At 69.3% G+C, this 15,088-nt stretch carries 13 protein-coding genes and 1 pseudogene; all 14 read right to left on the bottom strand.

The genetic code is table 11. From position 1 onward, the window contains the following. Window positions 1–490 (bottom strand): annotated as a pseudogene (locus tag I0Q12_RS31685) (acetate kinase); the annotation flags it as partial. A gap of 3 nt (window positions 491–493) precedes the next feature. Next, entirely contained in the window at window positions 494–2,572 is a 2,079-nt protein-coding gene (gene pta, locus I0Q12_RS01685; RefSeq protein WP_197250302.1) for a phosphate acetyltransferase, read from the bottom strand. Window positions 2,573–2,640: 68 nt separating this feature from the next. Then, on the bottom strand, window positions 2,641–3,654 hold the full coding sequence (gene fgd, locus I0Q12_RS01690; protein ID WP_197250303.1) for a glucose-6-phosphate dehydrogenase (coenzyme-F420): 1,014 nt from the start codon (window positions 3,652–3,654) through the stop codon (window positions 2,641–2,643). 70 nt (window positions 3,655–3,724) lie between these two features. Further along, window positions 3,725–4,186: an RDD family protein gene (locus I0Q12_RS01695; protein ID WP_197250304.1), complete on the bottom strand. Its 462-nt coding sequence runs from the start codon at window positions 4,184–4,186 to the stop codon at window positions 3,725–3,727. Further along, entirely contained in the window at window positions 4,183–4,929 is a 747-nt protein-coding gene (locus tag I0Q12_RS01700; RefSeq protein ID WP_197250305.1) for a hypothetical protein, read from the bottom strand. Before I0Q12_RS01700 ends, I0Q12_RS01695 begins: the two co-directional genes overlap by 4 nt. 43 nt (window positions 4,930–4,972) lie before the next feature. Then, window positions 4,973–5,449: a cupin domain-containing protein gene (locus tag I0Q12_RS01705; protein WP_197250306.1), complete on the bottom strand. Its 477-nt coding sequence runs from the start codon at window positions 5,447–5,449 to the stop codon at window positions 4,973–4,975. 47 nt (window positions 5,450–5,496) lie between these two features. Continuing rightward, window positions 5,497–6,645: an LLM class flavin-dependent oxidoreductase gene (locus I0Q12_RS01710; RefSeq protein WP_197250307.1), complete on the bottom strand. Its 1,149-nt coding sequence runs from the start codon at window positions 6,643–6,645 to the stop codon at window positions 5,497–5,499. A 2-nt stretch (window positions 6,646–6,647) separates the two neighbouring features. After that, entirely contained in the window at window positions 6,648–7,451 is an 804-nt protein-coding gene (locus tag I0Q12_RS01715; RefSeq protein WP_197250308.1) for a DUF1684 domain-containing protein, read from the bottom strand. Beyond that, a complete protein-coding gene (locus I0Q12_RS01720; RefSeq protein ID WP_197250309.1) occupies window positions 7,448–8,818 on the bottom strand; it encodes an NtaA/DmoA family FMN-dependent monooxygenase in 1,371 nt (456 codons plus the stop codon). Before I0Q12_RS01720 ends, I0Q12_RS01715 begins: the two co-directional genes overlap by 4 nt. A gap of 13 nt (window positions 8,819–8,831) precedes the next feature. Continuing rightward, window positions 8,832–9,938 (bottom strand): LLM class flavin-dependent oxidoreductase, encoded by a 1,107-nt coding sequence (locus I0Q12_RS01725; RefSeq protein WP_197250310.1) that lies wholly within the window; start codon window positions 9,936–9,938, stop codon window positions 8,832–8,834. Beyond that, window positions 9,928–11,523, bottom strand: a complete 1,596-nt coding sequence (locus I0Q12_RS01730) for an ABC transporter ATP-binding protein (RefSeq protein ID WP_197250311.1) — start codon at window positions 11,521–11,523, stop codon at window positions 9,928–9,930. The genes I0Q12_RS01725 and I0Q12_RS01730 overlap by 11 nt, the downstream gene beginning before the upstream one ends. Then, window positions 11,520–12,416: an ABC transporter permease gene (locus I0Q12_RS01735; protein ID WP_197250312.1), complete on the bottom strand. Its 897-nt coding sequence runs from the start codon at window positions 12,414–12,416 to the stop codon at window positions 11,520–11,522. The genes I0Q12_RS01730 and I0Q12_RS01735 overlap by 4 nt, the downstream gene beginning before the upstream one ends. Continuing rightward, entirely contained in the window at window positions 12,409–13,422 is a 1,014-nt protein-coding gene (locus tag I0Q12_RS01740; RefSeq protein ID WP_197250313.1) for an ABC transporter permease, read from the bottom strand. The genes I0Q12_RS01735 and I0Q12_RS01740 overlap by 8 nt, the downstream gene beginning before the upstream one ends. A gap of 3 nt (window positions 13,423–13,425) precedes the next feature. Then, window positions 13,426–15,054: an ABC transporter substrate-binding protein gene (locus tag I0Q12_RS01745; RefSeq protein WP_197250353.1), complete on the bottom strand. Its 1,629-nt coding sequence runs from the start codon at window positions 15,052–15,054 to the stop codon at window positions 13,426–13,428. Window positions 15,055–15,088: the final 34 nt, after the last annotated feature.

The following is a 15,088-nucleotide window of genomic DNA, read 5'->3' on the forward strand; positions in this document are numbered from 1 at the left end:
CGGCCGGCAGGTCGTGGAAGAACGCGGTGTCGAACACACCGACGTGCGGGATGTCGGGCAGCACCGCGCGGGCGACTTCCATGCCGACGACGTTGGCCGGGTTGTGCAGGGGCGCAAGGCTGGACAGGTCGTCGACCGCGCGCACCACCGCGTCGTCGATGAGCGTCGGCTCGTAGAAGAGCCCGCCGCCGTGCACGAGCCGGTGTCCCACCGCGATGATGCCGGCCTCGTGCAGCGACCGTCCGAGCCCTTCGACCATGTCCAGCACGATGCGAAGTCCCGTGCGGTGATCGGCGATGGGTCCGATCTTCTCTTCGGTTCCGGTGGCGTGGCGGAAGACGATCCGCCCCTCCGGCTCACCGATCCGCTCGATCAGCCCGTGCACCACCGACTCCCCCGTCTCCGGGTGGATCAGCTGGAACTTGATCGACGACGAACCGCAGTTCAGCACCAGCACGGTTCCGGCGGTCACTCCGTTGGTGGCAGTCATGGATCAGTCCTCCTGTGCCTGGATCGCGGTGATCGCCACCGTGTTGACGATGTCCTGGACCAGCGCGCCTCGGGAGAGGTCGTTGACCGGCTTGTTCAGGCCCTGGAGCACCGGTCCGACGGCCACCGCGCCGGCGCTGCGCTGCACCGCCTTGTACGTGTTGTTGCCGGTGTTCAGATCGGGGAAGATGAATACCGTTGCGCGACCGGCCACTTCGGACCCGGGGAGTTTCGCGCTCGCGACCGTGGGCTCGATCGCGGCGTCGTACTGGATCGGGCCCTCGACCGGCAGATCCGGCCGTCGCTGCCGCACCAGCGCGGTGGCACTGCGCACCTTGTCGACGTCGGCGCCGATCCCGGAGTCGCCCGTCGAGTACGACAGCATCGCGACCCGCGGCTCGATGCCGAAACGGGCCGCGGTCTCCGCGGAGGAGATCGCGATGTCGGCGAGCTGCTCGGCGGACGGGTCGGGCACGACCGCGCAGTCGCCGTATACGAGAACGCGATCCGCCAGGCACATCAGGAAGACGCTCGACACGGTGGAGACGCCGGGCCGGGTGCGGATGATCTCGAAGGACGGGCGGATGGTGTGCGCGGTGGTGTGCGCCGCCCCCGACACCATGCCGTCCGCGATCCCCAGGTGGACCATCATGGTGCCGAAATAGGATATGTCACGCATGATCTCGCGGGCGCGATCGAGATTCATGCCCTTGTGCGCACGCAGCCGGGCGTATTCGGCGGCGAAACGCTCGGCGAGCTCGGAGGTCCGCGGGTCGATCGTCTCCGCCTTCCCGAGGTCGATGCCGAGTGCGGCGGCGCGCCGGCGGATCTGCGGTTCGTCACCGAGCAGCGTGATGTCGGCGATGCCGCGTTGCAGAACCCGGCCGGCGGCGCGGAGGATGCGGTCGTCGTCGCCCTCGGGCAGCACGATGTGCCGGCGTTGCGCGCGGGCCCGGTCGATGAGCTGGTATTCGAACATCTGCGGGGTCGTCACCGTCGGGCGCGGAAGACTCAGCCGGCCCAGGAGCGTCGGTGCGTCGACGTGCTGTTCCATCAACGCGACCGCGGTGTCGATCTTGCGCTGCGCACCGTGCACCATGCGCCCGCGGGTCCGGTCCGCGGCGGAGGCGGTATCGAACGTGCCGAGATCGGTGGTGAGGATGGGCAGTGTGGGTTCGAGACCTGTGACGAGCTGCGCGATCGCGGGATGGGGCCGCAGCCCGCCGTTGAGGATGATGCCCGCCAGTGACGGGAACCCTTCTGCAGCATCGGCATTGACGAGGGCCAGCAGGGCGTCCGAACGGTCGGCGGACACGACGACCGCCGCTCCTTCGGTGAGACGTTCGAGGATGTGCTCGGCGGTCATGTCGCCCACCACGACTCGCAGCGCTTCGCGGTGCAGCAGTTCGGGATCGCCGCTGTAGAGGTCGCCGTGCAGGACGGCCTGCAGTTCGGCCATCGTCGGCGCCACCAGGATCGGGACCTCCGGCAGCGTCCATACCGGCACGGGATGCCCGGCGAACCGCGCGGCGACGGCGTCGAGTTCGTCCGGGTTGCAGCGATTGACGACGATCCCGGTCAGATGGGCATGGTGAGCGGCGAGTTCGGCGGACGAGACCGCGGCGAGCTGCGCGATCTCGGCGGGGGTTCGGCGCGACCCGCGCAGCGCGAGCAGGACCGGCGCGTCGAGGTTCGCCGCGATCCGCGCGTTGTACGACAGTTCGGTGGGATTCGCGATCTCGGTGTAGTCGCTGCCGACGACCACGACGGCGTCGCACCGGTCGGCGACCGCGTGGTATCGGGACACGATCTCGCTCAGGGCCGCATCGGGGTCCGCGTGCACCTCGTCGTAGGTGACACCGACGCAGTCGTCGTAGTCGAGGTCGACGGTGATGCGTTCGAGGAGCAGCTCGAGAATGTAGTCACGGTCGGCGTCCGAGCGTGCGATGGGCCGGAACACACCCACGCGGGCGGCGGAGGCGCACAGCATCTGCAGGATGCCGAGCGCCACCGTGGATTTCCCGGTGTCGCCTTCGGGAGACGCGATGTAGATGCTCGACACGGATCCCGCAGCGGCACTCATGGGAGCCACCATAATGCGGTGCGGGGCGACTCCGCGTGTGAGACACCCCGCACTGCAAGATCGCGGTATCAGGCGAGCGCGCGGAGGCGCGGCGCCAGATCCCGTTCGAACAGCTCGAGGAAACGCTTCTGGTCGTGACCCGGCGCGTGGAACACGAGGTGGTTCAGTCCGGCGTCGATGTACGCCTTGACCTTCTCGACCGCCTCGTCGGGATCCGACGCCACGATCCACCGCTTGGCGACCTGTTCGATGGGGAGCGCGTCCGCGGCCGCTTCCATCTCGATGGGATCCTCGATCGAGTGCTTCTGCTCCGGGGTGAGCGACAACGGAGCCCAGAACCGGGTGTTCTCGAGCGCCGCGTCCGGATCGGTGTCGTAAGAGATCTTGATCTCGATCATCTTGTCGATCGCGGCGACGTCCCGTTCGGCCTTCTCGGCGCCCTCGGCGACCGCCGGAAGCAACTTGTCGTTGTAGAGCTCCATGCCCTTGCCGGAGGTGCAGATGAAGCCGTCACCGGCGCGGCCCGCGTACCGGGCGACCACCGGCCCACCCGCGGCGATGTACACCGGGATGCCCCCTTCGGGCACGTCGTAGATCGAGGCACCCTTCGTGGTGTAGTACTCGCCGTCGAAGTCGACGCGGTCGCCGGTCCACAGCGCGCGCATCAGCCGCACCGATTCGCGCAGCCGGGCGAACCGCTCCTTGAACTCCGGCCACTCGCCCTGGTAGCCGGTGGCGATCTCGTTGAGGGCCTCACCGGTGCCGACGCCGAGCATGACGCGGCCCGGATAGAGGCAGCCCATCGTCGCGAACGCCTGCGCGATGACGGCCGGGTTGTACCGGAAGGTGGGGGTCAGCACCGAAGTGCCGAGCTGCAGGCGCTTCGTGCGCTCGCCGACCGCGGTCATCCACGACAGCGAGAAGGGAGCGTGCCCACCGTTGTGCCGCCACGGCTGGAAGTGGTCGGACACTGTCGCCGAATCCATGCCGTGTTCCTCGGCCAGCACCGCCAGCTCCACCAGTTCCCGGGGACCGAACTGCTCCGCGGACGCCTTGTATCCCAACTTCAAGCCCTGTGCCACCGAGTTCTCCTGTATGTCTTCGATCTCAATCTGCTTCGAGTATGACCGGAACGGTGTTCCGGCGGAGTTTTCACTGTCCGCCGTGCGGCTCGGCGAGGTGAGGATCGGGCTGCCAGTCGTAGACGACCGTGGTCCGCAGCACGATGTCCTGCAGCGACCGTCGTCGCCGATCGACGGCGACCACGATCAGCCCGACCGGGAACACTACGCAGAACCCGGCCCGAATCAGCGCGCGGAGCCAGCCCATGAGCTGCCGGTTGCGCCCGACGACCCGAAGGCCCATCACGACCGAGCCGACGGTGCGACCGGTCGTCGCCCAGCACGCCGCCAGGTACAGCACCGACAGTGCGCTGCAGGTCGTGATCGACATGACGACCTGCACGTCCGGGAACGAGAACTGCTGCGGCGAGAACAGCAACCGCATCAGCGCCCAGGACAGGTACAGGCCGCCCATACCCGCGAGCACGACGCCGAGATCCAGGAGCGCCGCGAGACCCCGCGTGACGATGCCCGCGGGCCGATGCTCGCTCACCCCTGCCCCTCGTGCTCGTGGTGCTCGGGGTGCCTCCCGAACATGCGGCCGACGAATCCGGAGACCGCGTCGTCGGCACGCATGCCCTGGGTCCGCACCCCCTGCACGGCCTCGGTGGACATCGTCCCGGTGGATTCCCGGATGATCTCGGGCAGATCGACGCCCTCGATGACGGTGCCGGCCAGACCGATCAGGTCCACACGCCGGATGATCGCGTCCACGTCGACCCGCGCCGCGATCGCGTCGATGTCCACCCGGTCCAGGATCGGCGTCAGATCCAGGCGCGCGGCGATCCCGTCGATGTCGACCCGGGCGATGATCTTCTCGACGTCCACGCGCGCAGCGACACCGTCGATGTCCACCCGGTCGAGGATCCGGTCGATGTCGATCCGCTCTGCGATCCCGTCGATGTCGACCCGGTCGACGATGCGGCCCACGTCGATGCCCTCGGCGATCGCGTCGAGGTCGACGTGGTCGCGGACGACGGCGGTGATGTCCACTTCGAGCAACGCCGCCTGTACGACCTTCCGCACGACGACGCGCAGGACGCGGTCCACGGCGGCATCCGCCGCGCGCAGGGCAGCGTCGCCGCGCGCCTCGAGGCCGTCGATGGCCGACGCGACGCCGGGCAACCGGCGGGCGAGGTCCATGCTCACGCCCATCGCGCTCCCGACCGCACCGGCCAGCACCGTCGCGGCTCCCGCGGCCAAGCGCAGCGGATCCGCACTCCTGTCGACACTCATACCCACATCAAAGACCCGAATCCGGCGAAATGCACGTGCCGGTTCAGCTGCCGGCCAGAGTGAAGTCGTCGAAGTCGAATCCGGGCACGACGACGCACCCGACCAGGCTCGGTTCGCTTCCCGCCGGCCGGGCTCGCTGCCAGTGGCCGGGCGGCACCACGACCTGCGGCCGGTGGCCTTCGGCGAAGTCGGGACCGACGAGATATTCGGTGATCTCACCGGGTTCCGGTCCCGGTTCCGCGATCTCGAGCAGCACGGGACTCCCCCGGTGGTACAGCCACAGCTCGGCACCGCGCACCGTGTGCCACGCGGACTGCTGCCCGGGCACGAGCAGGAACAGGATCGCGGTTCCGGCGCTGCGGGACGCGGGATAGCCGGGCAGGGCCGTGGCGGGCAGCTCGAGGTCGCTGCGCCAGGTCTCCCGGTACCAGCCGCCCTCGGGATGCGGCTCGAGCCCGAGAGCGCGCGCCCATTCCGGGATCTCGCCGTTGTCGTCGCGGTCCGCGTCGCCGAATGTCACAGCGGTTCAGCCTATCCGAACCGCCGTGACATTCGGCCCGGACACGGTCAGGCGGCGCGCAGCCCCGCAAGCCCCCATTCCCGTGCGAGCAGTTCGTAGGACCGCAACCGGTCCTCGTGCCGGTGTGTCACCGACGTGACGACGAGTTCGTCGGCGCCGGTGACCCGGCGCAACGTGTCGAGCCGTTCGGCGACGGTGCCCGGGGAACCCACGAACTGGGTGACGAGACGATCGTCGACGAGTTCCCGTTCCTCGGCGGTGAGAGGTTCCGCGGTCGCCGGGTCCGGGTAGGGCACGGCGCCCCGACCCGAGCGGATGCTGTGGGCCCAGTGCCCGTACGTCGACGCGAGCTCGCGGGCGGTCGCGTCGTCGTCGGCGACGACGGCGTCCGCCGAGACCACCACATACGGCTCTGCCAGGTACTTCGACGGACGGAACGCCGCCCGGTATGCCTCGACCGCCTCGACCGTGCTGGACGGTGCGACGTGATAGTTCGCCCCGAACGGCAGTCCGAGCCGACCCGCGAGGGCGGCGGACGGGCCCGCACTCGACCCGAACACCCACACCTCGACGTCGGCGTTCTCCCCCGGATGAGCGTGCAGCTCGATTCCGTCGGCGGTGCGGTACGTGCCGTCGAGCAACGCGAGGATGTCGGCGACCTGCTCGTCGAAGTCCGGCGACTGCGCGCCGGGCTGCTGGAGCGCCGCGAACGAGGCCGCGAGACGCGGCGAGGCGAGGATCCGGCCGGTCGGGAACGGCGGCGGGATCACCAGGCCGTTCCGGATCTCGGTGGCGCGCGGCGCCGGGGGCTCGACACCGGATGCGGCAGCCTTCAACGCTTCCGCGCGCCGCTGGCCCGAACGGCCGAGACCGAGATCGATCCGCCCCGGATGGAACGCGTCGAGCGTGCCGAATGCTTCGACGACACCCGCGGCGGTGTTGTGGCCGAGCTGCACCGCCGCCGCCCCGACCCGGATGGTGCTCGTGGCCGCGGCGACCGCGCCGATCAGCACCGCCGGGGACGACGAGGCCACCGCGACGAAGTGGTGCTCGGCGACCCAGTAGCGCCGGTAACCCCACGCCTCGGCCTTCCGCGCGAGATCGACCGTGTTGCGCAGTGCCTGCGGCACGGTCGCTCCCTCGCTGACCGGCGACAGGTCCAGCACGGACAGCGGAACCGGATTCGTCACAGCCATGGTCACTCCGGATTCTGCGATGTGCGGGGATTGCGTTCGCCCGCCTCGACGGCGAACGGGAGCCGGTTCTCGGCCGGCGCGATCGGGCAGGTCGCGGCGTCGGTGAACGCGCAGGGCAGATTCGCCGCCCGCGTGAAATCGAGTGTGACGGTGTTGTTCTCGTCCGGGACACCGAGGTCGAGCGCGCGTGCCGCCGGGTAGGTGGTGACCCCGCTGGTCGCGTCGGTGAACAACACCCGCAATGGCCCGCCGACCTCGCCGAACGCGACGAGCGTGTGCTCGCTGCCGTCGTGGTCGAACCGGACGAGCCCGGCTGCGCTGTGATGATGTTCGAGACCGTCGACGACGGCGCCGGTGGTCACGGTGCGCGACTCGTCGAACGCTTCGAAACGGCCGTTGAGAACCCACTTCGTATCCGGCTCGTACACCGGTACTTCCGTGAAGGCGGCGACCGCGGGAGCATTCCGGTCGTGGATACGGATCCCGAAACGACCGGTGCGGCGGATGATCTCGACGTAACCGCCGTCGAACTCCACCTCGAGCCCGGGCGCACCCTCGACCGGTTCGTAGGTACCGGTCTCGTCACCGTGCACGTGCACGACCGTGTCACCGTGCACGTGCACGACCGTGTCACCGGCGGTATGCCAGATCCCCGGGGCTTCGTCGAATTCGGTGGGGGTCTCGTCGAGCCAGTGCAGCGCGGTGAGGCTGAGCCAGCCCAGCGGTTGCCGCAGCGCGTCGTTGCGGGCGGCGTGCCACTGCTTCCAGTCCTCGAGGAATCGGGTGTGGTCGAGTGTTGTGGTCACGATGCTCGGACTCCTTCGTTCGTCTCGTGCGGGTGGCGCAGGCCCAGGTGGCTGCGCAGGGTGGTGCCGTCGTACTCGGTGCGGAAACTGCCGCGTTCCTGCAGCAGCGGCACGACGGTGTCGACGAACTCGTCGAGGCCGCCGGGGGTCAGGTGCGGCACCAGGATGAAACCGTCGCTCGCGTCGGTCTGCACGTAGTGGTCGATCTCGGTGGCAACCTGTTCGGCGGTGCCGACGAACTGCTGACGCGCGGTGACCTCGATGATGAGTTCGCGGATGCTGAGGTTCTCGGCCTCGGCCTTCGCGCGCCACGCCTCGGCAACCGCGCGCGGATCCTTCGCGTGGCGGACGCGGCCGCGAGTGATGGTCACGTTGTCCTCGGGGTCGACGTCGGGCAGGGGCCCGTCCGGGTCGTAGTTCGAGAGGTCGCGGCCCCATACCTGCTCGAGGAACGCGATCGCGGTCTGCGGGCCGACCTGCTGCAGCCGGATGTGCCGGGCCCGTTCTTCCGCGTCCTCGGCGCTGTCACCGAGGACGAACGCCGCGGCGGGCAGGATCTTCAGGTCGTCGTGACTGCGGCCGTATTTCGCGAGGCGGCTCTTGACATCGGTGTAGAACGCCCGCCCCTCCTCGAGGGTGCCGTGGCGGCTGAAGATCGCATCGGCCTTCGCGGCCCCGAACTCGCGTCCCTCGTCGGAGTCGCCGGCCTGCAGGAAGACCGGATGCCCCTGGGGGCTGCGCGGCACCTCGAAGCGCCCCGCGATGTCGAACTGGGTGGTGTGGATGTCGAACGGCGCGATGTCGTTGTCGGCGGCGAAGATTCCGGCCTCACGGTCGATCACGGGCCCACGTTCGGACCAGCCGTCCCACAGTTCCCGCACCACGTCGACCACTTCGGCCGCGCGGACGTAGCGCTGGGAATGGTCGAGGAAGCCGCCGCGACGGAAGTTCTCGCCGGTGAACGCATCCGACGACGTGACCAGGTTCCACGCGGCGCGGCCGTCGGACAGGTGGTCGAGCGTCGCGAACTGCTTCGCCAGCTCGTACGGTTCGTTGAAGGTGGTGTTGATCGTGCCGGCCAGCCCGAGGTGGGTGGTGGCGCCGGCGAGCGCCTCGAGCACGGTGAGCGTGTCGGGCCGGCCGACGACGTCGAGGTCGTGGATGCGGCCGCGGTGTTCGCGCAACCGCAATCCCTCGGCGAGGAAGAAGAAGTCGAACTTGCCGCGCTCGGCGGTGCGCGCGAGGTGCACGAACGACTCGAAGTCGATCTGGCTCTTCGAGGCCGGGTCTGCCCACACGGTGGTGTTGTTGACCCCCGGGAAGTGGGCGGCGAGGTGGATCTGCTTGCGAACGATATTGCGTGACAAGGTGATCGATCCTTCAGTGAGCGGAAGCGAAACGATTGGCGGGACGGGGCAGACCGAGCCGGTCGCGGAGGGTTCCGGTTGCGGGCGCGACCACGGGACGAATGACGGGCAGGACGTTCTCGACGAGCCGCGGCAGGGTCGACGGCAGAGCGAGCGGTCGCAGCGTCACCCCGTTCACGCCCCGGATGTCTCCCAGGAGCTCGACGGCTCCGGCGGCGGTGCCCACGTGGACGATCGTGTCGGAGACGTACGGCGCTCCGGCCCACGCCTCGAGTTGCGCGAGGTCGGCGGCCGCGTCGGCGTCGGTGGCGGCGAGCAGCAGGTCGACGTCGAGCAGGACGAGGACCGGACGGTCCCCCGCAGCGGCCCGGATACGGGTGGTGAGATCGGCCGCAGCCTCGGCATCCGTTGCCCGGATGCGCACGAGATCTGCTCGCTTCGCGGCGAATTCGAACGATTCGTCGCCGGTGACCGTCACCGCGACCAACGGTTGCCCCTGCGGCGACCTCGGTACGATGGACGATCCCTTGACGGAGAAGTACTCGCCGACGAAATCGATGTAGTGAACCTTGTCCCGGTCGATGAAGCGGCCGGTGGCGACGTCGCGGATCTCGGCGTCGTCCTCCCAGCTGTCCCACAGTCGCGCCGCGACCTCGGCGGCCTCGGCGGCTTCGGCCCACAGCGACGCGGTGTCCTGCTCGTCCTTGCGGCCGAACAACGCGACCGGCCCGGCGCCCGGCGTCACCGCGACCTCCCAGCCCGCGCGACCGAGCGTGGTGTGGTCGACGGTCTGGATCGCCTTGGCGACGTGGAACGGTTCGGTGTGGGTGACGGTCGCGGTGGGGACGAGCCCGATGCGGGTGGTGGCCGCGGTGAGACGCGCGGCGAGCCCGACGGCTTCGAGCCGGCCGCGCACGGTGCTCGCGTCCGAGGTGACACCGAAGGTGTCCGGGAAGAACGCGAAGTCCACACCCGCGCGATCTGCGGCGCCGACGAGATCGGCCCAGTAGCGCGCGGTGAACAATTCCTCGGCGCGCGAATCGTCGCGGCGCCACGACGACGGGTGGATACCGGTGCCGGTGAACTCGACGGCCAGCAACAACTCTGAATTATCGGACATGATGGACCTTCCCGGGGATGGCCTCGAGCAACGTCTGGGTGTACTCGCGCTGTGGGTTGTCGAAAATTTCTGCGGTGGAGCCGTATTCGACGACCCGGCCGGCGCGCATCACAGCGACGGTGTCGCTGATCTGCCGGACGACGGCGAGGTCGTGCGAGATGAACAGGTAGCTGAGCCCGAGTTCGGTCTGCAGCGCGGTGAGCAGGTCGAGGATCTGTGCCTGGACCGACACGTCGAGCGCCGAGACCGGTTCGTCGAGCACGAGGAGGTCGGGTTGCAGCGCGAGCGCCCGGGCGATGGCGACGCGCTGCCGTTGCCCTCCCGACAGCTCCGCGGGTTTGCGGTTCAGGTGCGCCGTCGACAGTGCCACCTGATCGAGGAGGCGTGCGACGTGTTGGGCGCGCTCGGCTCGTGTGCCGATGCCGAACGCGTCGAGCGGTTCGGCGACGATGTCGCGGATCCGCAGTTTCGGATCGAGCGACGCGTACGGGTTCTGGTGGACGATCTGCACCCGGCGGCGCAACGCCCGCAGTGCGTGTCCGCGGAGGCCGGTGATGTCGTCACCGTCGAACCGCACCTCGCCCGAGGTGGGCGTCTCGAGCCGGATCGCGATCCGCGAGACGGTGGACTTGCCGGATCCGGACTCGCCGACCAGCGACAGGGTGCCGCCGCGAGGCACCTCGAACGAGACGTCGCGCACGGCGTGCAGCGCGGACTTCCGGTCGATGCGGAACGTCTTCGACACGTTCGAGACCGTGAGGATCGGGGCGGCCTTGCGCAGCGCGGGGCGTTGCGGCGCGTCCGCAAGGCTCGGTGCCGCCGCGATGAGCGAGCGCGTGTACTCGTGCTGCGGGTCGTCGAGTACCTGTGCGGCAGGTCCGGTTTCGACGACCCTCCCGCTCTTCATCACGACGATGCGGTCGGCGCGGTCCGCTGCGACCCCCAAGTCGTGGGTGATGAGCAGAACCGCCGTCCCGGTCTCGGCGATCCGTGCGTCGAGGTGGTCGAGGATGCGGCGCTGCACCGTCACGTCGAGCGCGCTGGTCGGTTCGTCGGCGATGACCAGGTCCGGGCGGCACGCGAGGGCGATGCCGATGAGCACGCGCTGGCGCTGCCCGCCGGACAGTTCCTGCGGGTACTGCTTCGCGCGCAACGCCGGATCGTCGAGCCCGGCCTCCTCGAGGATGCGCAGTGTTTCGATCCTCGCGGTGCGCCGGTCGGCGAGACCGTGGATGCGCAGCACCTCGGCGACCTGGTCGCCGACGCGGAGGACGGGATTGAGCGAGGTCGTGGGGTCCTGGGGAACGAACCCGATGCGAGCGCCGCGAATGCGTTCGAAGGCCCGCTCCGACAGGTCGTTCAGCCGGGTGCCGTCGAAGGTCACCGATCCTCCGGTGACGCGTCCGGTGCCGGCGAGCAACCCGATGATCGCCTGGGCGGTCGTGGACTTGCCCGAACCGGATTCGCCGACCACCGCGACCACCTCACCGCGTGCCACGGTGAGGTCGACGCCGTCCACCGCGACCACCGGTTCGCGGGCCGATCCGTAGGCGACCTGCAGGTCGCGGACCTCGAGCAGGGTCATCGCGCGCTCCTGTCCTCGATGGCGTGACCGACGCGGTGTGCGGAGAGCACGACGGCCACGATGACCAGGCCCGGCAGCGTCGTCATCCACCACGCCGCAGCGAGATAGTTGCGTCCCTCCGAGATGAGCGACCCCCACTCGGGAGTGGGCGGGACGGCACCGAACCCGAGGAAGCTCAGCGACGACACGGCGAGCACCGCCATGCCGAATTCCACGGCTGCGAGCGCGGTGACGGGTGCGTACGAGTTGCGCAGCACGTGCCGGCGGAGCACGGTGTGCCACCGGACGCCGCACGCGAAGGCCGCCTCGACGTACAGGGCCTTGCGGACGCGCAGCACCTCCGAGCGCATGACCCGGGCGAAGTTCGCCACGAGGCTCACACCGACGGCGATCGCGACGTTCATCGTGCCGAAGCCGAGCGCCGTCACCAGCGCGAGCGACAGCAGCAGGGCCGGGATCGACAGCAGCACGTCGACGATGCGCATGAGAACCGCGTCGACGACGCCACCGAGGGCGCCCGAGAGCAGACCGACGAGCGAGCCGACCACCAGGGCGATCCCGACGGCGACGAGGGTCGCGGTGAGCGATAGCCCGGCGCCGTGCACGACGCGGGTGTAGACGTCGCGGCCGAGATTGTCGGTGCCGAACCAGTGCGCGACGCTCGGTCCCTGCAGCTTCTCGGCCGGCACTCCCCGCAGCGGGTCCCCGGAGGCGAAAACCGAAGGGAACAGGGCGAAGCCGACGGCGAGGAGCAGCACGACCGCGGAGACCGCGACCACAGCATTGCGTCGCAGCCAGGTCACGACGGACGGGATACGGAAGGTTCTGTGCGAGAACGGATCCGGCTTCGGCGAGGTCGCCGGTACCGTCTCGAGGATCAGCGTGTCAGACACGTGCCTCCACCTCCAGGAGGGTGTCGCCGTGGGCCGGGTCTTCCTCTGCCGCGGCGGCGGTGCCACCGCGGCTGCCGCCGTGGGTGATACGCGGATCGACGAGGGGGTAGAGCAGGTCGACCGCGAGGTTCACGAGCACGAACACCGTCGCCGAGAACACGACGATGCCCTGCACGACGGGAATGTCCTGCGCCATCACCGACATCTGGGTGAGTCGCCCGATGCCCGCGCGGGAGAACACCGTCTCGACGACCACCGATCCGGCGAGCAGATTGCCGACGATGACGCCGGCGATCGTGAAGGCCGGGATGCTCGACAGTCTCAGCGCGTGCCGGGTCTGAATGCGCAGCCGCGAAGCGCCTTTCGCCCGTGCCGCCTCGATGAACGGCTGCCGCCAGGTCGTCTGCAGACTCGTCGCGAGCACCTGCGCGATCACCGCGCCGGTGGGCAACGCGAGCGTGATCGCCGGAAGGATCACGTGTTCGATGCCCTGATCTCCGAAGGCGGGGAACAACTTCAGCCGGAACGAGAAGAACTGCAGCAGGATCAGGCCCACCCAGAAAGTCGGCACCGCCACACCGAGAGGCGGAAGCGAGAACAGCAGGCTCCGTATCCACCCCGCACGGGTGTAGGTGGCGAGGAACGCGACCGCCGTGCCGAACACCAGGGCCAGTACCAACGCGGTGCCGGCCAGTACGAGAGTGCTCGGCAGGGCGGCGGCGATCGCGTCGGTCACCTGCTGCCCGGTGGAGATGGAGATGCCGAAGTCACCTCGGACCGCGTGACTCAGCGCGTTCCAGTACTGCACCGCGACCGGCTGGTCGAGACCGTACCGCGCCTGGAGCTGTTCGATCGCCGCGGCGTCGACGGGGGTGCCGGCGTCGGCACCGGCCGCGATGCTCACCGGATCGGACGGCAGCAGGTAGAGCACCGCGAACGACACCGTGAACGCAGCCCACAGCACACCGACCGCCTGGAGCACGCGAAACCCGAGGTAGCGCACCATGATCTACTCGCTCAGCCAGGTGTCGAAGAACTGCAGCCGGGCGGAGGCCTCGAACTTCAGATCTGCCACGTTCGGTCCGGCGCCGATCGCCTGCGACAGTTCGACGGTGGGGATCCACAGGCCGTTGTCGAGCACGAGCTGCTGCGCCTGCGCGATGAGTTCGGCACGAGCAGCCGGATCCGTCGTGGACAGCTGACGGTTCAGCACGTCGTCGAGCGCGGGGATCGGGCCACGCTGGTTGATGTTGCGGCCTTGCAGCCCGAAGGCGGTGCGCAGGATGTCGCCGTCGGCGCGGGTGCTGTTGTAGTAGGACGCCTCGTAGTCGCCGGCGTTCTGACGGGCGGTGGTCTCCGGAGTGGAGACGAGGTCGAGCTGCAGGTCGATGCCCACGGCGCGCAGCTGCTGCTGCACCAGTTCGAGAATGGCCTGGTTGCCCGCGAACACGGAGCTGAAGAGCACCGGGAAGCTCAGGCGTTGCCCGTCTTTGACGCGGATCCCGTCGGGGCCGGGCACCCAGCCCGCGTCGTCGAGGATCTTCTCGGCCTTCTGCGGGTCGTAGGTGACGTCGGCGAGCTCGACGTAAGCGGGGGTCGCGGACGCGAGGGTGCTGGTGGCGGGGCGGAAGTCGGGACCGAGGACGGTGTCGACGAGTTCCTGCCGGTTGATCGCCGGAATCACTGCGCTCCGGACGGCCGGATCGGCGAGGACACCGCGACTGACGTTGGGCTGGAATCCGAACGGAATGCCCGGGTTCGGTGTGGTGAGGATGCGGCCACCGGCACCTTCGATCTGCGGGGCGTCCTGCGGGAGCGCATCGGAGATCGCGTCGAGCTGCCCGGAGGCGAGCGAGCCGGTGCGGACCCCGGATTCGGGCACGACGGTGAATTCGATGCGGTCGAGGTAGGCCTCACCGTCGTGCCCGAACGCCTCGGACCCCCACGAGTAGCCGGCCCGCTTGACGAGCGTCGCGGACTTGTCCTGCTGGTAGTCCTCGTACACGAACGGCCCGGTGCCGGAAAGCTCTCCCGCGCAGCGCTCCTCGGCGCTCTTTGCGGTGTCCGCCTCCGAGAGCAGACCGAGCTGATGGCTGGCCGTGGCCTGCAGGAACGGCGCGTTCGGCGCCGAGAAGGTCACCTGTGCGGTGCGGTCGTCGACGACCGTGGTGCCGGTGTACCCGGAAAGATAGCCGACGGCCTGCGGTGCCTTGACCCCGCCGAGGGTGTTCACGATCGCGTCGAAGTTCTTCTTCACCGATTCCGCGGTGAGCGGGGTGCCGTCGCTGAACGTGACGCCTTCCTTGAGGCGGAAGGTGAACTGTGTGCCGTCGCCGTTCGATTCCCAGCTCTCGGCCAGCCACGGCACGATCTCACCGGTTTCGGGATCCTGGTCGGTGAGCGAGTCGACGACCTGCCGGGCGACGTAGATGGTCTGGTTCGTGCCGGCCTGGGCAGGATCCGCGCAGGTGGGTGCCTGCGACAGTCCGTACCGCAGGGTGCCGCCGGGCTGCGGATCCCCGGTGGGTTCCGAGTTCGCCGCGGCGCCGGAGCCGCACGCGGTCAGTGCTGCTCCCAGCACGGCCGTTGCGGCCGCCGTGACGACGAGCCGGGACGCAGAAGAGGACGAGATGGACAACGACGGGCTCCGTGATCTGGACATGGCTCCGGCG

It is taken from the genome of Rhodococcus sp. CX (assembly GCF_015865005.1).
In the GTDB taxonomy this organism is placed as follows: domain Bacteria; phylum Actinomycetota; class Actinomycetes; order Mycobacteriales; family Mycobacteriaceae; genus Rhodococcus.

Bases quoted from the DNA above. Each gene is read 5' to 3' on its own strand.
- pta (WP_197250302.1), bottom strand. From the start codon at position 2,572: ATGAGTGCCGCTGCGGGATCCGTGTCGAGCATCTACATCGCGTCTCCC.
- I0Q12_RS01700 (WP_197250305.1), bottom strand. From the start codon at position 4,929: ATGAGTGTCGACAGGAGTGCGGATCCGCTGCGCTTGGCCGCGGGAGCC.
- I0Q12_RS01710 (WP_197250307.1), bottom strand. From the start codon at position 6,645: ATGGCTGTGACGAATCCGGTTCCGCTGTCCGTGCTGGACCTGTCGCCG.
- I0Q12_RS01725 (WP_197250310.1), bottom strand. From the start codon at position 9,938: ATGTCCGATAATTCAGAGTTGTTGCTGGCCGTCGAGTTCACCGGCACC.
- I0Q12_RS01730 (WP_197250311.1), bottom strand. From the start codon at position 11,523: ATGACCCTGCTCGAGGTCCGCGACCTGCAGGTCGCCTACGGATCGGCC.
- I0Q12_RS01740 (WP_197250313.1), bottom strand. From the start codon at position 13,422: ATGGTGCGCTACCTCGGGTTTCGCGTGCTCCAGGCGGTCGGTGTGCTG.